Here is a 24,999-nt window from a genome sequence, read left to right as displayed (position 1 = left end):
CAAAAGCATCAAAAGCTTGTAAAACATATGGTTTTACAAGCTTTTTACATTTCAGCAATATCCTTTAATTTGATTAAATTTAATGTGTTGACCACAAGTCGGTCAACAAAAAAAGTGCGGTCAACACTGTTGACCGAATTGGGATCAAGTCATAAAGGATGAATTCAAATAGTTGTGGAATATGAAAGTTAGATAGAAGCTGTTATGGATAGGTATAAATTTTCGATCCAATATTTTACACTGTACAGAATTTTCTTTTCTTTAAGGTGTTTGGATTTATCCATTCCATACACTATCCATGGAGTATCTATGGAGTATCTATGGATTTGACCCGTCCTGAAATAACCAAAAAAAATAGCCAAACAGGTTACAATTAAAGATTTCTTTTTAAATGTAATCTCATTTGGCCCTACTCTTAAGGAGCTTCTTTCCAAGCTTATATCTTCTGTTAAAAAGCCGCCCTATGGATATCCTTTTTGAATCTGTCAGCACTTGTCAAAGTCATTTCTGAGTCTCTAAAGACAGGGTTTATCCCTATCGACCTGTCCGTAACAATCAGTATGGATTGATTGTCATTTTCACATCCAAGATTGCCCATAATAAATAGAAATAAAATAGCTTTAAGAAGTGGTTTCTAAACCTTTTGCATGGCATTTTAGGTGAGTACAAAAATAAAATAATTAGTTATCAAATGACATGATAAAGGTTGACCTAGATTTTTAGTGAAAAGAGGCAATATCTTGAAACCGAATGATCTGGGTCATTTGAAATGTTGGAAGACGTGGTTATGTTTACGAGTTAAATAAATACACAAGATGTCGCTAACCAGAAATGAAGCCTTTCAGAAGGCATGACCAACTATTTGATGAACCGACTGTTTAACAATTTCAGTGCTAATAGCAACTTTTAAATGTTAGCAGCAAAAGTACTCGGAATTACTATTGACGAAATAAAAATAACGAAAATACACTAACTCAGGAATAATTAAATATTAAAAATGATGGAAAAATCAATTGTTAAAACAAAGCCAGTAAAGATCAGAGCTGAATACATTGAAGTAGAACCCAATGTACGTCTTCATATTACTGATGTAGGTGAGGGCAGACCTGTTGTATTAATACACGGTTGGCCTTTAAGTGACGAGATGTATGAATATCAATACAGCGCTTTGATAAAAAATAACTTCAGGGCAATTGGTATTGGCTTAAGGGGTTTTGGAAAATCAGATAAGCCTTATGGAGAATATGATTATGATATTCACGCCATGGACATCAAAACCGTATTAGACAAACTTGACATAAAAGATGCTGTTTTGGTTGGCTTTTCAATGGGTGGTGCCATTGCAATTCGTTATGTCTCTATGTATGATGGAGCGCATGTTTCTAGGCTGGCATTGTGTGGAGCCGCAGCACCAATTTGGACACAACGCGACGATTTCAAATACAACCTGCCCAAAAGTGAGGTTGATGAATTAATCGAATTGAATTATAGGGACAGACCGCAGTTATTAGCCAATGTTGGAGATATCTTCTCTGCAACGGAAACCTCATTAAACGAAGGATTAAAGAGTTGGTTGAATGGGATTAATCTCAGTGCATCGTCTTATGCCACCGCACAATGTTTAATTGCTTTACGTGATACCGATCTAAGGCCCGACTTGGAGAAAATTAAAATTCCTACAGTGATAATGCATGGCAAAAAGGATAAGATATGTTCTTTTGATTTGGCTGAACAGATGAAATCCGGTATCAAAGATTCTCATATAATTGCTTTTGAAAAAAGCGGCCACAGTTTGTTTCTGGAGGAAATGGATAAGTTTAATTCAGAGTTGATAAAATTTGCAGGAAAATAGGCAGCATTACTTCAACCCTTTTTTGTTTTAGAACTCACTAACATTAATGTGTCCTTAATATTTGCCTGGAGCATATTGAAGGTGTTCGCCTTTGTCAAGAAATGTGCTGCACCAAGTTTTAAAGTCTCATCCTTATCCAGTTGATTGTCAGACGTGGTATAAATAATTACAGGGATATCTTTCAGTTTATGGTCTTTCTTAAGTTCTCCAAGGCAGGTTTTTCCGTCCATTCGGGGCATATTTAAATCAAGAAAGATGAAATCGGGTAGTTCTTCTACACTATTATTTTGTAGTTTATGGAGCGCAATCTCCCCGTTTCCAGCAGCAATGCAGGTATATGTCGGATTGATACCATTTATCGCGTCAAAGAAAAAGTCAATATCGTCTTCATCATCATCAACGATCATGATTTTTAATGTGGATTTCACAAGGATTGGTTTAGGATATAACGCAATTTAAATAAAAATTGTAACTTTCAATAGGGTTTATAAAAGATAAATTGAACTTCATTTTAGGTCATCCATATAGGTCTGTTTCTTAAAAACTTTGTATAGCTTGCAGAACTAGGATTTAGGATCCATTAAAACTCTTCCTGAACACAATACATTATACTTGCGATTTATACTTTGACAACAAAAACCAAATGGAGGAAGAAAAAATACGAGAGCAATTACCGATAGTTGGTATCGGTGCATCAGCAGGGGGAACCAACTCTTTTGAAAAACTCCATGAAGCGCCTCCAGACACTATAATGCGGCGTACAGATCAAAGAATGTCCATCAATCACATAACGAGCCATCGTGATTATTTGAATTTGCTCCGAGAAAACACATTTGAAAAGGATACTCTGAACCAGAATCTACGCAATAATGGGAACGCCTTTTATGGCGATCCAGAGATTTTTGAAAAATTGTCGACCACCGTCTTTCCACAATTGTTGGCAAATAAAAAATTGAATAAACCCATCCGTATTTGGGTAAGTTCTTGCTCCACCGGTGAGGAAGCTTATTCGTTGGCCATTGCGTTTTTCGATATATTAGGTGGACTTACTGCAGGTCAAAGCACACACCATAAAGAGATTCAGATATTCGCAACAGACATCTCAGAATCCGCCATCTCTAAAGCACGTTCAGGCATTTATACTGCTGCTGAACTGGAAGGGCTTTCGCTAAGAAATAGAGAAACATATTTCACTAAAATTGGCGGGAGCTACAAAGTCGTTAAATCGGTTCGGGATAGCATAGTGTTCGCGGTGCATAGTTTTATCAAAGACCCGCCTTTTAGCAATGTGGATCTGGTAAGTTGTCGTAATGTATTGACTTATTTAGATCCCATTTTACAAGAAAAGGTACTGGTCACCTTACACTATGGTCTTAATGAGAATGGGTTTTTGCTGCTCGGAAAATCGGAGACCACAGACTCTTTGTCTAACCTTTTTATAACTTTTTCAAAACAAGATGGCCTCTTTATACGCAGGCCAGGGTCTGGACGTTTTGTGCGAACTCTCAATCAACACAGAGAAGAAAACAAAGTAATTCCAATAAATAAAATTCCAATGGAAAATCATTCCAAAATGGGGTTTAAAGAAAATGCAGAAGCGATTCTTATTTCTAAATATACCCCCTCCAGCGTCGTTGTTGACGAACATATGGAAGTCGTTCATGTCAACGGAAATATTGACCCTTTTTTGGCGCCATCCTCGGGCAAGCCTACCCACGAGCTATTGAAAATGGCGCGTAAGGAATTAGTTTTTGAACTGCGAAATGCCATACACAAGGCCAAAACGATCCAGGAATCAGTTACTAAGGAAGGTATTCAGGTACTGTTCAATGGAGTTCGCTTCTCCGCCAGTATTGAGGTCGTACCACTTCCCAACACCTTGGAGCCACACTATTTAATTCTGTTTCGGAAAAAATTACCGAGTACTTCCTTTGGGAATAGGCTATTGAAAATCTGGAAATCTAACTTTAAATCTTCAGAGAAAGACCATTTAAATAAGCGTAACACTTCCTTAGAAAACGAATTGGAGCAAATCAGGGAAGACATGCGTCACATCAGCCAAGACCAAGAAGCCTTTAATGAGGAATCACAGAGTGCCAACGAAGAATTATCGAGCAGCAACGAGGAAATGCAAAGCTTAAATGAGGAATTGGAGACGTCAAAAGAAGAACTACAATCAACTAATGAAGAGCTCATCAACATCAACCGCGAGCTATTAGAGAAACAAGGCGAAGTCAATTTTACGCTCAATTATCTTGAGGCTATCATCGCCAATCTACGGGAACCTCTATTGGTGTTGGAAAAAGACTTTCGTGTACAGATTGCAAATGCCTCATTCTATAAGAATTTTAAGGTGGTTAAGACCGAAATTGAGGGCATGCCTTTCTTTAAAATGCAGGATGAATTTTGGGATAATGACGGCTTGCGTACCTTATTGCTAAAGGTGCTTCCAGAGAAAAAACGTGTGGTTGATGAAGAAATTGTGTTCGCCCTTCCTTCGGGAGAGAAAAGATCTTTTATGCTCAACGCCAGGGAAATCGTTCGTGAAAAGGATTCGGAAAAACTGATTCTCTTATCTATGGAAGACATCACTGAAAGAAAGAAGACAGAGAGCTATAAAAAACTGATTGCCCAACTCGAACAGACCAATGAACAATTAGATAAGTACGTGCACGTAGCCAGCCACGATTTACAAGAGCCCTTGCGAAAAATAATGATTTTTTCGGATCTCTTGTTGAACAATCAAGATGATGATCTTTTTAAATATAGGGTGACATTGGAGAAAATTGCGAATTCCGCAATACGGATGTCCGGACTGATCAAGAGTTTACTCGATTATTCACGCGTTGCGCACCACGGTGATTTATATGAGTGGACGGATCTCAACCTAATACTTAAAGATATCATTCTTGACTTTGAAGTTCTTATAAAGGAAAAACAGGCCCAGATAACGATCAATGAGTTGCCCGAGATTGAAGCCATACCGCTTCAAATGACCCAGTTGCTAACAAATTTGATGGCCAACGCCCTCAAGTTTTCAACGAAGGAGGTTGCGCCTATAATTACCGTGTCTTCACGGCCATTATCTAAAAAAGATATTGAAAAATACCCTAATCTTAAACAGGATTTGGATTATTTTGAAATCACCATCAGCGACAATGGGATCGGAATAAGTCCACAATATCACCAACAGGTTTTCGAAATCTTTCAGCGCCTACAGAATTCAAAGGACTACGATGGAAGTGGAATTGGGCTGTCGCTGGTTAAAAAAATTGTTCAAAATCACCATGGTACCGTATTTATGGTATCTGAAGAGAGAGAAGGTGCGGCATTTCATATCATCTTGCCTAAGACCCAACCAAAATAACAATTAAAATGAATGTCATCCAAATATATCGTTTGGTTGATTTCTGGAAATGGTATATGTTTACGAAAAGATAGTAGAGAAAACTAGGAACCTAGAACTACATCATGATTAGAAAAGCCTACACGATTCGACGATCCCTTATAGCCATTCTCTTTTTTGCGCATCGTGAAATTTCAGCATTAACGAGATGAACTGAGAATTACTGGGGAATCATTTTCTATATTGAAATTTATTTAATGTGTTTTACACTAAAATTCAACAAAAAGCACATTTACACTTATTTAAATGGTAGATTACAAAATGACAAAAGATACACCAGAAACAGACAAAACCCTTATCATGTCTACCAATGAATTTCCCGTTGTGGGTATTGGTGCATCCGCTGGTGGTCTCGCGGCTTTTAAAAAGTTAATTGCAGGCATTGCAGAGGATTCTGGGATGGCCTATGTGCTTGTACAGCATTTAGATCCGAAGCACGAAAGCCTCCTGCCAGAGCTTTTACAAAAGAACACTAAGCTACCCGTACTTGAAATTACCGATGATATCAAAGTGGAGCCAAACCACATTTACATTATTCCCAGCAATAAAATGTTATTGGCAACAAATGGTATTCTTAAATTAAGTCCTCGACCTCAACCAAGCACATATAAGCAAAACCTTCCCATCGACCTATTTTTCAATTCGCTTGCCATTATCCATCAATCCCATTCTTTGGGGGTAGTGCTTACAGGTTTAGGCTCAGATGGTACAGAAGGTTTGAGAGCAATAAAAGAATACGGCGGCATCACCTTTGCGCAGGATGTTGCATCTGCAGAATGGAAAGACATGCCCCGCAATGCCATAGAGGCAGGAGTGGTAGATTTTGAATTGGAGGTTCAAGAAATACCCAATAAGATAAGAGAGGTCATTAGCACTATTGATAAAAACAACATAGATAAAAAAGATAGCTCGCCATCGGATGAGGATGTCTATCGACAAATTATCGCGCTATTGCGCGTTCGCACGGGAACAGACTTTACTTATTATAAAAAGACCACCATTTATAGGAGAATAATGCGTAGAATGGTGATCACTAAAAATCAAAGTCTCGTTACCTATCTGGATTATCTGAAAAAAAATAAGGAGGAGCAGGATTTATTATTTCAAGACTTACTTATTCCGGTGACTACTTTTTTTAGGGATCCGGATGTATTTGACAATTTATGTAAATCCATTCTGCCGTCGATTATTCAAAATAAGAAAAATGATCTACCCATCCGCTTATGGGTTGCCGGATGCAGCACGGGCCAAGAAGCTTACTCCATGGCCATTTGCTTAAAAGAATATTTCAATGCACATCCTGATCTCTACAATTCAGAAGACGTAACATATAAAGAAAATATAAAAATTTTTGCCTCAGATATCAGTGAGATTGCTATTTCTAAAGCACGTAAAGGATTTTATACAAAAAAGGAAGTTGAGGATGTCGGTCCTAAGCGGTTAAAAGAATTCTTTAGTAAATCAAGCGGCGGTTATCTGCTTAACAAAGAGGTGCGTGAACTCTGCGTCTTTGCGGTACATAATTTTTTAAAAGATCCACCTTTCAGCAACATGGATCTGATAAGTTGCCGAAATGTGCTCATTTACTTTCAACCCTATTTACAGAAAAAGGCGCTCACCAATTTTCATTATGCCTTAAACACAAAAGGGTATCTATTGCTTGGAAGCTCAGAAACAACAAGTAGTGTGCCCGATCATTTCACTCCCGTTCTCAAAGGCGATAAATTTTTTATGCGCAGGGATACCGCAAGAAAAACCATGCTTTCTTCCAATAGATATAGTGAACAGACATTGCGCAATAAAATTGAAAAAAATAGTCCAATTCCGAAAAGGCGCATCGATTTTCAACAAACAGCCGATGAATACTTGTTGCAACATTACACACCTGCTAGTGTGGTGGTGAATGAGAGTATGGACATTGTGCTTTTTCGTGGTGACATCGAGGTTTATTTGGGGCAACAAGACGGTATACCAAGTCATAATTTAGCCAAAATGGCTAAGGGAGGACTGGCATTTGAGCTTCACAATATTTTCCATAAAGTAAAAAAAGACAATAAACCCGTAATAATGAAACAGATTCCGTTTCAGTTGAACGGTAATATAGAATTGATATCGTTGGAAGCCGTCTCTCTGCCCAATGTTGAAGAGCCACACTACCTCATACTTTTTCATCCGCCTGCGATGCTCAAGGGCAGTTCACCTAAATCCATAAAGGGTTATAACAAGGATGAAAAAGACCTACGGATTGAACACTTGGAAAAAGAAATTATGGCCACTCGAGAAAATATGCGGTCCATTATCGAAGATCAGGAGGCTGCTAATGAGGTCTTGCAAACTGCCAATGAAGAATTATTGAGTACAGGCGAAGAAATGCAAAGTCTCAATGAAGAACTTGAAACCAGTAGGGAGGAGTTGCAAAGCACCAATGAGGAGATTTCTGCAGTCAATCACGAACTCATTAATTTAAATGAACAGTTGACTGAAGAGCGTAATTTTGCTGAAGGCATCATCATGACGGTACGTGAACCTTTACTGGTTTTGGATAAAAATCTTAAGGTCATTCGCGCAAATGATTCTTTTTATAAAACTTTCCAGGTGAATGAATCGGATACCGAAGGTAGATTAATCTATGAATTGGGAAATGGACAATGGAACATCCCAGAATTGAAAAGCCTATTGGAATCCCTACTGCCCGAAAGAGATAGTATTTCAGATTTTGAAGTGACCCAAGAATTTGAATCGCTAGGAGCGCGCACCATGCTCTTAAATGCCCGTGAGATTAAACGCGATGATGCATCCCAAAACATGATTTTATTGGTCATTGAAGATATCACCTATCAAAGATACTTACATCAAAAGGACCAGGAGATTCTTTCAGAATTTGTAAGCCTTGTAATGCAGGCTCCCATAGCCATTATGGTCTTAAAAGGGAAAGACTACAAGGTAGAACTTGCCAATGATCTTTACCTTGAATTGGTTGATAAAGAAAAAGACTTTATTGGAAGTCATTTTTTTGAATTAATGTCCGAACTGAAAGATCAAGGCATCAAAGAACTTTTGGATACCGTGCTAAAAACTGGCAAACCATTTCATGGTAGAGAAATGGAGTTGAGTATTATAAAAAAGAATAAAAAAATAAAGGGGTTTTATAATTTCGTTTACCAACCTATGTTCGATCGTAAAAATACGATCACAGGAATTATGGTAATTGTTACAGAAGTAACCGATCAGGTGCTTGCACAAAATAAAATCGATGCCAGCGCACAAAAGTATAATGAACTGATCCATTCATCACCGTCTCCCATTGCTATTCTTGGAGGTGAAGAGCTTATCGTAAAGGTAGCAAATAAAGCTGTTTTAGATCAGATGGCAAAAGGAAAGGAAATTGTTGGAAAGCCATTCTTGATTGCCATACCAAGCTTTGAAGAGCAAGGATATGGCGATATTTTACGTGAAGTTTATAAAACCGGAAAAACCTATAAGGGCAATGAAATGCCCATCAATTTGGCGCGAAAGGGAAAGAATAAAATGGCTTATTACAACTTCATCTTTCATCCACAACGTCATGTTGACGGTCAAATTATTGGGGTGACCATGATCGCCACAGAGGTCACCGCAGAGGCAGAATTAAATAAAGAAATAAGAAAAAGTGAAGCCAGATACCATCAAATGGCAGATTTGGTTCCCGACATGATCACTAATGCCACCGTTGATGGTGAGGTGTTTTACTACAATAAAATGTGGGCTGATTTCTCAGGCTGGGACTTAGACAAAATGGAAAAACAAGGTTGGGAAAAGTTAATCCATCCAGAAGAACTCCAAAGTGTCCAACAGAATTGGAATAACGCAGTAAAAAGTGGAGATACTTTTGAGATGGAAATGAGAATTCTGGACAAAAACGGACATTATAAATGGCATATTAGCCGTGCCATCCCGGTAAAGGATGAAAATGGGAAAATACTAATGTGGATAGGTGCCAATACCCAAATTCAAAAATTAAAGGAGGAAGAAAAACGGAAGGAGGATTTTATGAGGATGGTGAGCCATGAACTCAAGACGCCAATAACATCAATCAAAGGATACACCCAGCTTCTTTTAAGTTTAATGGATGGTCAAGATGAAATACAATGGGATTCATTGCCAATTAAAAGCTCATTAGAGCGTATTGATAATCAAACAACCCGATTGACGCGTTTGATTTCTGAAATGTTGGACATTGACAGAATTGAAGTGAGTCAATTGCATTTACAAAAGGAAAAATTTAATTTAAATGTGCTTATAGAAAATACTATTCAGGATATTGTCTATGCACATGCACAAGCAGAAATTATCTTTAGTCAAGAAGTGCATTGTGATGTTTTTGCAGACAGAGATAGGATAGGTCAAGTAATCATCAATCTAATTACCAATGCCATCAAATACTCTCCAGATAACAAGAACATTGAAGTTAAGATCTTTGAACCAAAGGAAGCTAAGGTTTCAATAAGTATTAAGGATTATGGCGTAGGTATTCCAAAGAAGGACCAAAAACACGTTTTTGAGCGTTTTTATCGTGTAAGCGGCACAAACGAGGAAAAGTATTCAGGTTTTGGGATCGGATTATATCTGTGCAAAGAAATCATCGAGCGACACCAAGGAGTTATATCAGTAAAGAGCGAAAAGGGAAAAGGCTCAGAATTTACTATTACTCTGGATCAGTACCAAAACCATAAATAAAAAGAAATGTTTAAAATACTCGTGGTCGATGATGACCACATGATCTGCGAAATGCTAAAATTAATGCTCACCCATAAAGGGTATTTGCCATTCATTTCAAACAAACCTGATCAAACGGTTGATAATGTACTTGATAGCGCGATTGACTTATTAATTTTGGATCAATTCATATTTGGAGTGAGTGGTATGGCTGTTTGTAAGGAACTTAAAGAAAACCAATTGACGGCTCACCTACCTATATTAATGATGTCTGCAGATAATGAAATAAAATCGGAATGTCTGGCCGCAGGAGCCACAGATTTTATAGCCAAGCCCTTTGATATGAAGGAGTTATTTTTAAAAATCGAAACTATCTTAATGGATGTAAGCATTGATAAATAGGAGTTATTTGAAATGTAGAAAACCACAAATCTTTACTATTGATTATCCTTATCAATCTGAGCTCGTTTCACGTCACGAAATGTTGGGTTATTCTCTGTAATCCGTCCCGCTCCCTTTTTGTTAATTTTGAAAGTGATGTCTTTTTTTGTGGTAAATAAAAGTACCGAAGAAAAAGCCGTATGGAGATGTGATTTCAAAAATGCATAGGTTTCTTCTAGGCAAAGTTCGTGTTCTTCATCTTCAGTTTCTTTAGACCTGTAGTGAGATTTCACTAACACCTTAGAGTTATCCTCGGATTGGAGAGGTCTTACAAATATGTTCTTTAGGTTAGGTTTGCCAATGGTTTTTGCCATGGTCAGTTTTGCAAAGCTACCCTCTTGAATACTTGCTTTAACTTGATTCCAAAAAAGGTCGAATACGATTTGATAAGGCATAAACTGCTAATTGTTGATCGATTATTTTATAGGCTCAAAAATACTATAAATAAGTTTGGGAAGCCTAAAGCTATGGTAATATCGTCCAAACCAATTATTAATGCGAGCTTAATACGATTACTTTCTCTCCTTGAAATCAGTTTTCATCCCACAAGTTCCCGTACTGCAATTGCCTCCTGCGCAAGCCAATCCAAAAAGGCCCATAGCGGCTGGCAAGGCACCAAGGACGATTCCAATCCATTCGCCTTCAATCGCACTTTGGACGACAACCCAAATTCCTATGAGTAAGTAGCCTGCCCGTGTCCAAGTCCATCCGGTAAGAATTCTGTTTATCATCGGGTCATTGAATGTTGTTATTAAGCGAAGACCAGGAACCACCGTTGTAAACCTTTGTGAATCCCTTTGATTTAAGCAGGTTCTTTGCTGAAGCACTTCGCATCCCGGAGGCGCAACAAGTAATTACCGGTTTATCTTTATTTTTCAATAAGTTGAGGTTTGCGCTTAATGATGGCAAAGGAATGTTTTTTGATCCTTTAATATGTCCACCCGAGAATTCTGCTTTACTTCTTACGTCTACGATAATACCACCTTCTTTTAGAAGCTGACTGTAGTTTGGAGCTGGTTTTATTCCTAAGAGCGCCTTTAGTTTTGAAATCATATTATGCATTTTGTGCTATTAAATTATTTACTTCCAACCAAGAGCCTCCATTGACACAGCTCAAACCTTCATTTATTAAAAAATCTGCTGCCTGACCACTTCTCATTCCTGAGGCACAGCATAAAATTAATGGTGCTTTCATGGCTTTAAGTTCGTCTAGTCTATGAGGGATTTCATTAAGAGGGATATTCACTGCGCCAAAAACACTGCCTCCCATAAACTCCAGTGGCGTACGCACATCTATAATCGTGCTTTCGGAATTTGTAATTAGTTCTTCTCTATTCATAATTGTGTTTTGATAAAATTATTTGAAATCTGCCTGAATAAGCTGCGGATTCATACCTGCAAAATTAAACCTAAATCACTCAACCCACAGTAACCTTGGTTACATAAGAAACCTACAGTACAAGAAAGGGACATATTGCAATGGAAAATGAACGGCATTTCTCTACAACCAGATCGTTTTTACGAATGACTAATTTTTATTTTAGAAGATAAAACCCTAATTTCAGATTTTGAATCTAAATTGAAAACCGTAAACTTGGCGGATTCTTAAAATGGATTTCAGAAAGGAGACACTGATTCATTACCTAGCGAAACGCACTGTTTAATTAGAAAAGGACATTGGTCATGGAGACAAAGCTACATTATATAGAACGTCTATTGCTCATGTTATCATATTCCTGCTTTTGGCTGTTGACCAGGGTAGGGTCGGGATCCAGATATAAATCATAAATAATTAAAATAAAAATATGGAAAAATCAAAACGCCATCAACAAGGGATGGAAATTATAAAGAAATATGAGGATCCATCGGACAATCCGTCGTACTCTATCACTTTTGACAGTTTAATGGATCTGGACTCGGAATTGGAAAATTATATTGTCGAATTCGCCTTTGGCGACATTTATTCAAGAGAAGGCCTGTCCGATAAGAAAAAAACCCTGATTACGATTTCTTCTTTAGTCACTCAAGGCTTGGAGCCGCAACTCAAATTGCACGTCAACATTGGTCTCACCATTGGATTGACCCAAAAGGAGATCGTAGGAGCCATCATTCACTTACTTCCCTATACCGGTTTCCCACGTGTCCTCAATGCATTAAAAGTGGCAAAGGAAGTTTTTACTGAAAGAGAAATTAAATAAAAATAGGTGCTCTAGTTTCATGATTTGATAATTGCGTTCCACAGTTGACATGCAATTAATTATATAGATTTGCGAGAAGTTAATCTGAAAATAACATCTGGCTTTCTAAAGGTCCCTAATATCGAACGATGATTTTCGTAGGATCGTGAAGATGGACATTTATCCAATTACAAGGGTATTGGGTTTTCTAAAGGATATACAAGCAAATAAATCCCAAAACACTTAGAGTTTTAATGAAATAAAATCAATATATGTAGGAATTAAAGAAGTAATTCAAGTTCTTTCACTATTGAAAATTAACCGGCAATGGATAACTTAATTACATTTTCAATTACAGTATTTACAGGTTTTTTTGCGATCACCAACCCGATATCAAACATGACTGTTTTTTTATCCTTAACCCAAGGTGCGGATGAAAAAACAAAAAGGGACATTAATAAAAGAGCAAATATTATTGCTTTTATCATTGTCACTGTTTTTGTTCTTCTGGGTAAGTATATTTTCGAACTGTTTAATATTAGTATTCCTGCCTTTAAAATTACAGGAGGGATCCTTATATTTTACATTGGTTTTGAAATGCTACAATCAAAAAAATCGAATGTAAAAAACATTAAAGATGTCCATATTGACGAGGATATTGCGGTTTCGCCCATGGCCATTCCTATTTTGGCGGGACCCGGAACTATTGTTACGGCCATGAACTTCGTATCTGATGTGACACCATTACAAGTGTTTTTAGTGATTGCTATTTTCGGTTCGATGAGTTTATTGACGTTTTTAACGTTTAGACTCAGTAAGTATATTGTGAAGGCTGTGGGGTATAACGTGATTTCTGTAATTGGAAAGATTATGGGTTTAATTATCGCGATCATTGGCACAGGGATGATTATTGAAGGGATTAAAATTTCTTTTAATTTGATGTCTTAAGTGAAGGGGTAATTCAGTTCACTCCTACAAAACCTAAAGCCATGTTAAACAGCTGTAAACTTTTTTAGACTAACAGACTTTCTGTAACTTTCCACCTCAAAATAAAATTTATGACAGCCAAAGAAAAAGTAGCTTCCCTGAGAGTGGAAATGACGAAGAATAATGTAGATGCCTTCATCATCTATTCTGCCGATCCGCATATGGGAGAATACCTCCCGGCAGAATGGCAAGAACGGACTTGGTTGTCTGGATTTACAGGTTCCGCGGGCTATGTGGTAGTAACCGCTGATAAAGCTGGGCTTTGGACTGATGGCCGTTACTTTACTCAGGCTCCAAAAGAGTTGAAAGGTTCAGGTATTGACTTATTTAAGGATGGGATAGAGGGAACTCCCCATTATATTGATTGGATTGTTTCAGAAACTAAAGAAGGGGCGACCGTTGGCGTAAACGCTTTAGTTACTTCTCATGCCAATTGGAAGGTTTTGGACCAAAAACTCACCAAATCCAAACGTCATCTTAAAGATTTACCACTACTCAATAATATATGGACCAAGCGTCCTGCACCAAGCAAAAACACTGTTTTTATCCATCCCATTGAACGTGCGGGCCAATCTGTATCCGATAAGATTTCGGCGATTCGTGAAAAGATGGCTTCTGAAGGTGCTACCATGCATATTATTGCCAGTTTGGATGATGTGGCGTGGACTCTAAATTTAAGGGGGAGTGATGTGAAATGCAACCCGGTATTTTTAGGTTATATCGTTTTGACCCTGCAAGAATGCTTTCTTTTTGTGGATAAGGATAAAGTGAGTGAAGAAACCGAAAGTCAAATTAAAAAAACAGGCGTGGTCCTAAAATCTTACCACGAATTTTTTGGTCATCTTGCCACTTTAAAGGATGAATCTATTTGGATAGCACCTAGCAGTAACCAATCGATATTTGATGCTGTAAAAGATGCAAATTCCATTATTGAGAAGCCCGTACCTGGAAACTTAATGAAGGCTATCAAAAATGACGCAGAGCAAAAAGGTTTTCAAACCGTCATGGTACGCGATGGAGTCGCGATGGTGAAATTCTTGCACTGGCTGACGCATACCGTAGGAAAAGAAGACATGGACGAATATAGTATTGGTGAAAAGTTACACGAATTCCGTGCGGAAGGGAAAAACTTTATCGGCAATAGTTTTGATAGTATTGTGGGATATAAAGATAATGGTGCGATTATGCACTATTCAGCAAAACCAGAAGGAAGTGCCAAAGTAACAAAGGATGGCAGTATTTTGGTGGATTCGGGAGGTCAATATTTAGAGGGTACCACAGATATTACCCGCACCTTTCCTTTAGGTGAAGTTTCGGATGAATTTAAACACGATGCGACCAGGGCTCTGCAAGGTTTGATCCATTTGTCCCTTGCAAAGTTTCCGAAGGGCACCAAAGGAGTCCAACTTGATGCTTTGGCAAGAATGCCTTTGTGGAAAGAGGGGAAAGATTATAATCACGGTACCGGGCATGGGGTAGGAAGTTTCTTGAATGTGCACGAAGGGCCACAGAGTATCCGTAAGGAAATTAATCCTGTAGAACTGCAAGCAGGGATGGTCATGTCCAATGAACCTGGCTATTATTTGGAAGGTCAATATGGTATTCGTCATGAAAATCTCATCCTGGTCAAAACCTGGAAAAAAACTGAGTGGAATACCTTTTATGAATTTGAAACCTTAACCTTATGTCCTTTTTTTAAAAGTATTATAGTGAAAGATCTGCTTTCCAAAGAGGAAGTTGATTGGATCAACAGCTACCACAAAATGGTTAGGGAAAGGTTGGCACCGCATTTAGAAGGAGAAGTTAAGGAATGGCTTGAAAAAATGGTATCGCCATTGTAAATTAAATATATTTTTGAGTTAATACATTCCCGGACTTTGATCGGGGGTTTTTTTATGTGACTATTTCGTTGTGATTAAAAATTCCAAACGTAAAATGATAGGATTTACTGCATATCAAAGTTTTAAATTAATTGACGAGAAAGGAAGTTGAATTAAGACTTAGTTTTTTTAATATGATAAGATTTTCCGTTTAAAATAGAATACTTTAAATGACGGTATAGCAATTGCTTTTTAAGTTTATGCAATTGTATTTATCCTCATGGAAACGATAATAAACCTAGTAGAACTGCTTATCTTTCATAAATTAAAGAAAATGGAAATTTCGCGGCTCCGCAGTTTTCTTAAAATTTTCATAAAGTTTGTTAAAAAAACAACAGGTTTCGTACTTCTTAAATTTAAAAATTAGATTTGTGAGACCAATAACTATCCTGAATTTATATAACCCATCTTTTAATGAAAAAAAGATACATTATTGTCGCCATTATCATCCTCGGAATAATTGCGCTCATCGTCAATAGAATTACGGTAAATTCTAAAGCCAGTAGTCCGAGAAACGCGCCACGAACAGCTTCTGTAATGAGCGTTGAAGGCAAAATCCTGAAAGCTGAAAAATTTGCTGAGAATCTTACCTTATCCGGTACCTTGGAAGCCAATGAAGAAATTGAACTACGAAGTGAAGTTTCTGGAATCGTGGAAAGCATCAATTTTGAAGAAGGTTCAAAGGTTTCGAAAGGGCAAATTCTTTTTCATGTGAATGATATTGAATTGCGGGCGCAATTGTCGCAAGTTAAAACCGCGCAACAGTTGGCTTCTGAGAATCAGAGAAGAGCGAAGCTTTTATTGGAAAAACAGGCCATAAGTCAGGAGGAATTTGATGTCGCTAACGCCGATTTTGAATCTGCTCGTGCCCAATCTGATCTGATTGCAGCACAACTTTCAAAAACAACCGTCCGTGCACCTTTTTCAGGAACCATTGGTTTGCGTTCTATTTCTAAAGGAACTTATGTCACACCAACAACACCTATTGCAAATCTTGTCAATACAAATCAACTAAAGCTAACCTTTGCCGTTCCAGAAAAATATGTTTCCCAAATGCAAGTGGGTACCGTTTTGGTTTTTACAACTTCCAATTCACGAGAAGAGCATACGGCTAAAATTTACGCTATTGAGCCGCAAGTGGATATTGCCACAAGAACTTTGAGAATGAGAGCTATTGCGGAGAATAAAGAAGGGAAGTTATATCCCGGTACTTTTGCCAATGTCACCTTACCCCTTGAAACTGTCAATAACGCTTTATTGGTACCAACCGAAGCATTAATCCCGATACAAAACGGAAAGAAGATCTTTGTAAAGGAGAACGGACTGGCCAAAGAAGTTGTGGTTGAAACTGGAGCGAGAACGGCCACTGATGTGCGGGTGCTTTCAGGAATTAAGGTAGGCGATACCATCTTAACTTCTGGAGTCATGTCACTCAGAAATGGCACCCCAATAAAAGTGAATTTAAAGAATTAATCCTAACTGATGAGTTTATCTACTTTAAGCATTAAACGTCCTGTATTGGCCATTGTCATGAATTTGACCATAATGCTCTTCGGGATTATTGGTTTCACCTATCTGGGAGTACGGGAATTTCCATCTATTGATCCTGCACAAATATCTGTAAGTACTAGTTATTCCGGTGCCAATGCTGATATCATCGAGTCCCAGATTACGGAGCCTCTTGAAAAAGCAATCAACGGAATTGATGGAATTAGAAATATAACCTCTTCCAGTAACCAAGGCTCCAGCCGAATCAGTATAGAATTCAACCTTGATAAAGATCTTGAAGAAGCCGCCAATGACGTCCGTGATAAAGTGTCACAGGCCATACGTAGTTTACCTCAAGACATTGATGCCGCACCTGTAGTTTCAAAAGCGGATGCCGATTCTCGTGCCATTATTTCCATGACGGTCCAAAGTGATAATAGAAACATTCTGGAGCTGACGGATTATGCGGATAATGTTTTAGCACAGCGTTTGCAAACCATCCCCGGTGTGAGTAGTGTCCAAATTTGGGGACAGCGCAAGTATGCCATGCGCTTATGGATTGATCCTTTAAAACTCGCATCTTACGGCGTAACCGTCGCCGAAGTGAGAAGAGCATTATTGTCGCAAAACGTTGAATTGCCTTCTGGTAAATTATCTGGTGCCAATACCGAATTGACTATAAAAACCATTGGTAATTTATCTACCGAAGAAGAATTTAACGATATTATCATCTCCTCTGAAGATGGCAAAGTAGTGCGTTTTAGTGATATTGGAAATGCGACCTTGGAAGCTGAAAATATGGAAACCAAGTTGAGCGACTCTGGTCAGCCTATGGTGGCTTTGGCAATTGTACCACAACCTGGAACCAATTATGTGGCCATCGCTGATGCCTTTTATGAGGAATTTGAAAAACTTAAAAAAGATTTGCCCGCCGATTTCAAATTAAATATTGTGGTTGATGATACCCTATTTGTCAAACGTGCCATCACCGAGGTTGTTGAAACTTTAGGGATTTCTATTGTTTTGGTCATCTTGGTCATCTTTTTCTTCTTTAGAAATTGGTCCATTGCCATGCGTCCACTCATCGATATTCCGGTGTCCTTGATTGCCACCTTTTTTATCATGTGGATGTTTGGGTTTTCAATAAATGTATTGACCTTGCTTGCTATTGTACTTGCCACGGGATTGGTGGTTGATGACGGGATTGTGGTTACAGAAAATATCTATAAGAAAGTAGAAGAAGGCATGTCGCCTATTGAAGCCGCGATAAAAGGGTCCAATGAGATATTCTTTGCAGTTATTTCCATTTCGGTGACGTTGGCCGCAGTTTTTCTTCCTGTAATTTTCTTGGAAGGTTTTGTGGGCCGCTTGTTTAGGGAATTTGGTGTAGTTATTGGTGCAGCCGTTTTAATTTCGGCCTTTGTCTCTTTATCATTAACGCCTATGTTAAATGCGTACCTGATGAAACCAGGAAAGCAGAATCAAACACGGTTTTATCTCTATACGGAACCTTTTTTCGTAAAAATGAACAATGCCTATGCCAATTCATTAGGAAAATTTTTGAAGAAAAAATGGTGGAGCTTTCCTGTTTTGGCCATCTGTATTGTGATGATTGGAGTGTTTTATAATTTACTTCAAAAAGAAACCGCGCCTTACGATGATAGAAGTTACATCGGACTTAACGTCACGGCTCCAGAAGGTGCATCTTATGAATATATGGATCGCTTTATGACTGAAATCACCGATTTAATTAATGATTCCATTCCAGAAAAAAAGGTGAGTTTGATCATTACTTCTCCAGGTTGGGGATCTTCCTCGGTGAATAGTGGCCGTGCTACAATATCATTGGTGGACCCAGGTGAGCGTGATCGCTCACAAAAGGAAATTGCAGAAGATCTCTCCCGATGGACCCGAAATTATGAAAATGCCCGTGTGAGTGTCTCAGAAACACCAACCATCGCTGTGAATAGGCGGGGAGGGATGCCAATTCAATACATTATCCAAGCACAGAATTTCGAGAAATTACGAGAGGTAATTCCTGAGTTTATGGAAGAGGCCGAAAATAATCTAGTCTTTTCCAATACCGATGTGAATTTGAAATTCAACAAACCTGAAATCTATGTCACCATTAATCGTGAAAAGGCAAAAAGTTTGGGCGTTTCCGTGTTGGATGTTGCGCAAACCTTGCAACTCTCATTAAGTGGCCAACGTTTCGGGTATTTTATGATGAACGGCAAGCAGTATCAAGTGATTGGACAGTTTGACAAGAAGGATCGCAGTAAACCGATGGATCTCACCTCCATGTACGTAAAAAATGATAAAGGCGAATTGATACAGATGGATAATTTAGTCACTACTGAAGAGCATAGTAGTCCGCCACAACTTTATCACAACAACCGGTACATGTCGGCCACGGTCTCGGCAAGTTTGGCGCCAGGAATGAGTATTAGTGATGGTATTGATGCGATGGAGAGTATCCGTGCGAAGGTTTTGGACGAAACTTTCACCACTGATTTAGGCGGTGAATCGCGAGATTTCGTGGAAAGTAGTTCCAATACCCTTTTTGCGTTTGGACTGGCTTTATTATTGATATTTTTAATTTTGGCCGCCCAATTTGAAAGTTTCATTGATCCATTTATTATTATCTTAACCGTGCCTATGGCTGTTGCTGGGGCCTTATTCTCGCTTTGGCTATTTGGACAGACCTGGAATATTTTCAGTCAAATTGGTACCATCATGCTAATTGGGTTGGTTACGAAAAATGGGATTTTGATTGTGGAATTTGCCAACCAACTTAGGGAAGAAGGCATGCCCAAACACGAAGCCATTCAGAAGGCTTCAGTATCCCGACTCCGTCCAATTTTAATGACCAGTTTAACCATTGCTTTGGGGGCGTTGCCAATTGCGTTATCAATTGGAGCAGCTTCTACCAGTCGAATTGGTATGGGGGTCGTTATTATTGGAGGCACACTGTTTTCACTTGTTCTGACCTTGTTCGTCATTCCTTCTATTTATATGATGTGGTCCAGAAAGAGAAAACATCATCCAGAATTTGATAAAATTGATACTTATGGAACCGTTTAAGCTCTGGCCACTATATCTGAGTATATGTTTGGGATTGTTTACCATAAACACGCACGCCCAAGAACTATTGACACTTGAAGAAGCGGTAGCAATTGCGTTGGAAAACAACTACGACATTCGTTTGGCAAAAAATGATTTAAAATCGGATTCTCTTGGTGTAAGTCCAGGATTGGCAGGAATGCTCCCGAGAGTCTTTGCTCAGGCTTCCACCAATAACAGTACTCAAAATATCTCACAAACGCGCTCCAGTGGTGAGGTAATAGAATTGGACAATGCAAAAAATAAAAATCTAAGTTATGGTGTAGGATTGGACTGGACTATATTTGATGGTTTAGGTATGTTTGCGCGCTATGACCAATTGAAGGAACTCGAGAAATTAGGAAAAGCACAATTACAGAGCACCATATTGAATCGGGTGAGTGATGTCATGATTACCTATTTTGATTTGGTACAGCATCAACAGCAATTGGCTGCATTGGATAGTACCTTAGTGATTTCTAGACAGCGCGTAGAGTTGGCGGATAACCGTTTTAGTATTGGAAAAGCGTCAAAATTGGAGGTGTTGAATGCACAAGTGGATCTTAATACGGATAAGACCGAACATATCCGACAAAGCGAAATGTATACCAATACAAAAATTAGGCTTAACGAAATTATGGCCCGCGATCCTGAAACCGATTTTAAGGTTAGGGACGAAGTGTTGATTGAAAGTAATTTGGAGCTTGCTGAACTTGAGCGTTTGGCAACAGCACAAAATCCTGAGTTGCAGGCGCAATTGATCAATAAGCGCATTTCGGAATTGGAATTAAAGCAGATAAAAGGCAATCGCTATCCAAGAATTTCGGCAACAACCGGTTATAATTTCAGCGATTCAGAATCAAGTTTGGGCTTTACTACAAAAAATAATGCCCAAGGTTGGAATTACGGATTAGCAGCTAGTATTGACATATTTAACGGCTCCAATCAAAATCGGAATGAAAAAATAGCAAAGCTTCAAATAGAGAATTCAACTATTGCGATAGCACAACAAACACAGACTATAAAAACAGAATTGCATACCGCATTTCAAACCTATCAAACCCATTTGCGTTTAATTGAATTGGAAACGAGCAACAAGGAAATTGCTAAGGAAAACCTCGATATTACCTTAGCTAAATATAAAATTGGCACCATCCCAACCATCGAGTTCAGAACCGCACAACTCAATTATATACGCGCTACCTTACGCATGGCAAATGCTATTTATCAAGCCAAGTTATCAGAAATTACTTTAAAACAATTGGTGGGTAGTTTGTCCTTGGAATAAGACTGAAGTATCTATATTCTTATTTTTTAAGATTATAAGTGGTCTGTCTTTGCAGGTTGTATCTCACCTTGTTCTTGCCGTCCATTCAATGTTATCTTCTTTATCGGTGGTTTATTATAATTTTCGCTTTTGAGATTATTTTTCACAAACGTGCATTTTTCCAATTACGATCCAAAACTACATTTTCAGATTTCCATCCTCGCATCTTTAAAAATTAGATATACAACTTAAGATCTCGGCGATCTTGTGCATATAAAAACTATTCCTTTCTTGACATAATATTTCATCTGAGGTAACCATGCCTCAAGAAAAGTATTTTTATTCTGTTCGAACCCTAATAATAATGGAGCATTATTATAATTTATTTATTCAGGAATTTTAACATCAAATGTAGAGAGAGTAATGATACGATATGTAAGAAAGAGGTAGGAATAATTGGTAAATGTCATAAGAAATTGTAGGGAAAAAGCAAAATAGATGTAGGAAAGTCATAAGATTTGTGTTATTATTACAGCGTAATGTGTGAGATTGTGTTGTTTATGGTGGATAAATCTATTAATTCTGTTAAATAAATGTGTTAATTATGAACAAAATTAAATTCAGTTTTTTTGTTGCTTTGGTGATTATGACGTGCTCATATTCCTTTGCTCAAACAAGTGCAGTTAAAGGGGTCATAACAGATGCCGATAATATGCCTTTGCCGGGAGTAAGTGTGCAAATTAAAAATTCAACGGTAGGAACATCATCAGACTTTGGCGGGCAATATCAGATAAATGCTTCACAAGGAGATATCTTGATTTTTTCTTTTTTAGGATTCAAAACGCGAGAAATGACTGTTAACGGGGATGTATTAAACGTCTCTCTTGAGGAAGATGCGAAAGCCCTTGATGAGGTTGTGGTCACGGCTTTTGGAAGAAAGTTAACAAGGAACGAATCCACATCCAGTGTTTCGACGGTCTCTGCTGAGGAATTGACAAAACAACATTTCACAGATGTCACGCAATCACTACAAGGTAAAGTGACAGGGATGGTAGTGAATGCTTCTTCAGGTACGCCAGGTGCCCCACCAGTAATTAATATTAGAGGTATAAATTCTGTGACGGCCAGTAATTCACCGCTTTTTGTTATTGATGGTGTTCCTGTGAATGATAGTGACTTAGGTGAATCCAATCAAAGTGGAACAAACTCTTCAATGAATATAATGTCCTTAATTGGAAGTGGTGATATTGAAAGTGTCACAGTACTCAAAGACGCTTCAGCAGTTGCACCCTACGGGGCTGATGGTGCTAATGGTGTAATTCTGATAACTACAAAATCTGGAAAAAGTGGTGATGCTAGATATAGTTTTAGCTCTACTTTAGGGTTTAACAATGATGCTATTAAGGGGCCAAAAATGGCAAATAGTTTGCAAAAACTAGATGCCATGCAAGAAGCAATTTGGAATTCCTTCGGACCAGAGTTGGGCGATGGAACCATTAACAGTCGAGATCAAGTTTATGGCTTACTCAAACAAAAATCAGCGTTTTTGGAAGATTGGGAGAACCGTGGTCGACCATATACCGATTGGCGTAAGGAAATCAGTGTTTCTGACGCTATTATGTATGACGTTAACTTTGCGGTAACTCAAGGGAGTGAAAAATCTAATTTTTATGCCTCTGTCGGGTATAACCAAACAGATGGAACAGTAGTAGGATCTGACTATAAGAAATTAACCGGAAGTCTCAAATTTAATACGAATCTGAACGACAAGTTGAATCTTGCGTTGTCAGTGAACGTAGCAAATGTCAGACAAAATTCTCTATTGGAGAATAGTGGATGGTTTTCAAATCCAAATTATGGAAAATTCACGTTGTCTCCGTGGGCAAGTTTAAGAGATGAAAATGGGGATTTTAGATATATTGATTTCCGAAAAATGGCAGCTGGTCGGCATAATGTTGTTTTTACGGCATTACAGAACGAGCATTTTGCAGATGTCACTCGTGGGATTCAAAATTCAAAATTAGAATATAAAATAACAGACAAATTAACATTTAAAACCATTCTTGGCTTAGATTTTACTTTGCGTCATTTCAAGAATAATAATGGACCTTTACACGGTGATGGAGAAGATCCTAATGGTGAAACCGGAGAAAGTAATCTCACATTATTTAATTACACAACCCAAAACTCTTTTGATTATAAATTTAAAATCGGGGAAAAACACAATTTTCTGGCCACGGGTTTATATGAATATACAAAGTATAAGGATTTAAATCTTTATGGTTATGGTGCAAATTTCCCTAATGAAGGTATTACCAACCTTAGTGGAGCTACCTCAAGCTTTTTTGCAGAAAGTACATACAGTGATCAAATGAAAATGAGATGGGTGGGGTTATTAAATTATAACTTCGAAAAAAAATATCTGGCCGATTTAAGTTATTCTTATCAGGGAGATTCAAGATTTAGCGAAAAATGGGATAGTTTTTATTCCATGGGACTAGGATGGAATCTTCAAGAAGAGGACTTTATAAAAAACATTGAAACAATTAATGTATTGAGACTTCGGGTTGGATTTGGGTTGACTGGAAATGCTGGAATTGGGAGAAACCTATACCAAACTTTGATGACATACAATATTTACAATAATGGTCCTGCTGCCGTCGTTTCGGGTTATGGTACCAATGCAAAATGGGAAAAAAGTAAGCGTTTTGATATGGCGGCGTCTTTCGAACTTTTTAACTATCGATTAAAAGGTTCTATTGGCGTGTATGTAAATAATACATCAGATATGCTCTTCAATGTTCCTTTACCTTACTCAGCTCAATTGGTCAGTTCAAGAGTTTTGCAGAATCTTGGAGAGATGAAAAACGCTGGTATTGAATTAGAATTAGGTGGAGATCTAATTAGTACTCCTGACTTCAATTGGAATTTGAGCGGTAACTTATCGACTTTCTCCAATAAGGTGACCTCTTTGCCCCAAGATGCAGAAATTGTAGAGTCAACCCGTATAGTTCAGGAAGGTAGAAAGGTTTATGAATGGTACATGCCAGAATGGGCTGGGGTTGAGCCAAGTAATGGATTGCCTCTATGGTATGTAGATAGAGCTAATGGTGATAATTCCACTACAAGCAATTATTCAGAAGCCAAGCGCCAGCATATTGGGGCTAATGCTTTCCCAACTTACCAAGGTTCCATTTCAACATCTGTTACCTATAAAAAACTCTTTTTTGAGACAAGTATGTACTTTTCTGGAGGTAATAAACTATATGAAAATTCAACAATGGCCTTATATGCGCGCACTACAAATGGAAGCCGAATCAACTCATTTTCTACGAGTGCTGATGTAGTAGAAAATGCGTGGAGAACTCCAGGGGATATTGCAAAATACCCTAGATTTGACTGGAATGATAGTAGAGTCGCAAATGCCGCATCACAACGGTCTACAAAGCATCTTTATGACGGCACTTATATGCGTTTGAGAGATGTAGGGATTGGCTATAATTTTAGTGATATTAACTTCGTAAAATCTTTAGGAATAGATGCATTGAATGTATCACTTAGAGGAACAAATCTCTGGACAGTTGTTAAGGACAAATCTTTTGATTGGGATCCTGAATCGACAATAGCTGATTCGGATGGCTTTACAACATTAAAAACTCCGCCAGTAAAAGCAATAAATATTAACGTAAATATAAATTTTTAAG

Annotated in this window: 16 protein-coding genes; 11 read left to right on the top strand and 5 right to left on the bottom strand. The window is 38.0% G+C overall.

The window, feature by feature from the left end; translation table 11 throughout:
- Positions 1 to 997 precede the first annotated feature (997 nt).
- Complete coding sequence (locus VLZ86_RS04830) at positions 998 to 1,852, top strand: alpha/beta hydrolase (protein ID WP_325449304.1); 855 nt, start codon at positions 998 to 1,000, stop codon at positions 1,850 to 1,852.
- 11 nt (positions 1,853 to 1,863) lie between these two features.
- Here the strand turns inward: VLZ86_RS04830 and VLZ86_RS04825 are convergent, their stop codons facing one another.
- Positions 1,864 to 2,280 carry a response regulator gene (locus VLZ86_RS04825; RefSeq protein WP_325449302.1) on the bottom strand — a complete coding sequence of 139 codons (417 nt, stop codon included), beginning with the start codon at positions 2,278 to 2,280 and terminating at the stop codon, positions 1,864 to 1,866.
- Between the two features lie 215 nt (positions 2,281 to 2,495).
- Between VLZ86_RS04825 and VLZ86_RS04820 the strand changes: the two genes are divergently transcribed.
- From VLZ86_RS04820 to VLZ86_RS04810, 3 genes are all read left to right on the top strand, one after another.
- Positions 2,496 to 5,219 carry a CheR family methyltransferase gene (locus tag VLZ86_RS04820; protein WP_325449300.1) on the top strand — a complete coding sequence of 908 codons (2,724 nt, stop codon included), beginning with the start codon at positions 2,496 to 2,498 and terminating at the stop codon, positions 5,217 to 5,219.
- Positions 5,220 to 5,519: 300 nt separating this feature from the next.
- Positions 5,520 to 9,974, top strand: coding sequence for a chemotaxis protein CheB (locus VLZ86_RS04815; protein ID WP_325449298.1), 4,455 nt, complete (start codon positions 5,520 to 5,522; stop codon positions 9,972 to 9,974).
- Between the two features lie 6 nt (positions 9,975 to 9,980).
- Positions 9,981 to 10,355: a response regulator gene (locus VLZ86_RS04810; RefSeq protein ID WP_325449296.1), complete on the top strand. Its 375-nt coding sequence runs from the start codon at positions 9,981 to 9,983 to the stop codon at positions 10,353 to 10,355.
- Positions 10,356 to 10,390: 35 nt separating this feature from the next.
- Here VLZ86_RS04810 and VLZ86_RS04805 read toward each other — a convergent pair whose 3' ends face one another.
- From VLZ86_RS04805 to VLZ86_RS04790, 4 genes are all read right to left on the bottom strand, one after another.
- A complete protein-coding gene (locus VLZ86_RS04805) occupies positions 10,391 to 10,789 on the bottom strand; it encodes a hypothetical protein (protein WP_325449294.1) in 399 nt (132 codons plus the stop codon).
- Between the two features lie 117 nt (positions 10,790 to 10,906).
- Positions 10,907 to 11,125, bottom strand: coding sequence for a hypothetical protein (locus tag VLZ86_RS04800; protein WP_325449292.1), 219 nt, complete (start codon positions 11,123 to 11,125; stop codon positions 10,907 to 10,909).
- Positions 11,126 to 11,129: 4 nt separating this feature from the next.
- The gene (locus tag VLZ86_RS04795) at positions 11,130 to 11,447 is read right to left on the bottom strand and encodes a rhodanese-like domain-containing protein (RefSeq protein WP_325449290.1); all 318 of its coding nucleotides are present in this window, start codon (positions 11,445 to 11,447) and stop codon (positions 11,130 to 11,132) included.
- Between the two features lies 1 nt (position 11,448).
- Positions 11,449 to 11,733: a rhodanese-like domain-containing protein gene (locus VLZ86_RS04790; RefSeq protein ID WP_325449288.1), complete on the bottom strand. Its 285-nt coding sequence runs from the start codon at positions 11,731 to 11,733 to the stop codon at positions 11,449 to 11,451.
- 466 nt (positions 11,734 to 12,199) lie between these two features.
- On the opposite strand from VLZ86_RS04790, the gene VLZ86_RS04785 reads away from it, so the two are divergent.
- The 7 genes from VLZ86_RS04785 (at position 12,200) to VLZ86_RS04755 (ending at position 24,998) form a co-directional block, all read left to right on the top strand.
- Positions 12,200 to 12,592 carry a carboxymuconolactone decarboxylase family protein gene (locus VLZ86_RS04785; RefSeq protein WP_325449285.1) on the top strand — a complete coding sequence of 131 codons (393 nt, stop codon included), beginning with the start codon at positions 12,200 to 12,202 and terminating at the stop codon, positions 12,590 to 12,592.
- Between the two features lie 306 nt (positions 12,593 to 12,898).
- A complete protein-coding gene (locus VLZ86_RS04780; protein ID WP_325449283.1) occupies positions 12,899 to 13,519 on the top strand; it encodes a MarC family protein in 621 nt (206 codons plus the stop codon).
- A 110-nt stretch (positions 13,520 to 13,629) separates the two neighbouring features.
- Positions 13,630 to 15,399, top strand: a complete 1,770-nt coding sequence (locus tag VLZ86_RS04775) for an aminopeptidase P family protein (RefSeq protein ID WP_325449281.1) — start codon at positions 13,630 to 13,632, stop codon at positions 15,397 to 15,399.
- 453 nt (positions 15,400 to 15,852) lie between these two features.
- Positions 15,853 to 16,911, top strand: coding sequence for an efflux RND transporter periplasmic adaptor subunit (locus VLZ86_RS04770; RefSeq protein WP_325449279.1), 1,059 nt, complete (start codon positions 15,853 to 15,855; stop codon positions 16,909 to 16,911).
- A 9-nt stretch (positions 16,912 to 16,920) separates the two neighbouring features.
- A complete protein-coding gene (locus tag VLZ86_RS04765) occupies positions 16,921 to 20,010 on the top strand; it encodes an efflux RND transporter permease subunit (protein WP_325449277.1) in 3,090 nt (1,029 codons plus the stop codon).
- Positions 19,997 to 21,316, top strand: a complete 1,320-nt coding sequence (locus VLZ86_RS04760) for a TolC family protein (protein ID WP_325449275.1) — start codon at positions 19,997 to 19,999, stop codon at positions 21,314 to 21,316. The genes VLZ86_RS04765 and VLZ86_RS04760 overlap by 14 nt, the downstream gene beginning before the upstream one ends.
- Before the next feature lie 583 nt (positions 21,317 to 21,899).
- Positions 21,900 to 24,998, top strand: coding sequence for a SusC/RagA family TonB-linked outer membrane protein (locus VLZ86_RS04755; RefSeq protein WP_325449273.1), 3,099 nt, complete (start codon positions 21,900 to 21,902; stop codon positions 24,996 to 24,998).
- Position 24,999: the final 1 nt, after the last annotated feature.

The organism is Gelidibacter sp., assembly GCF_035515035.1.
Taxonomy (GTDB): domain Bacteria; phylum Bacteroidota; class Bacteroidia; order Flavobacteriales; family Flavobacteriaceae; genus Gelidibacter.
This window is presented reverse-complemented; position numbering and strand designations above follow the sequence as displayed.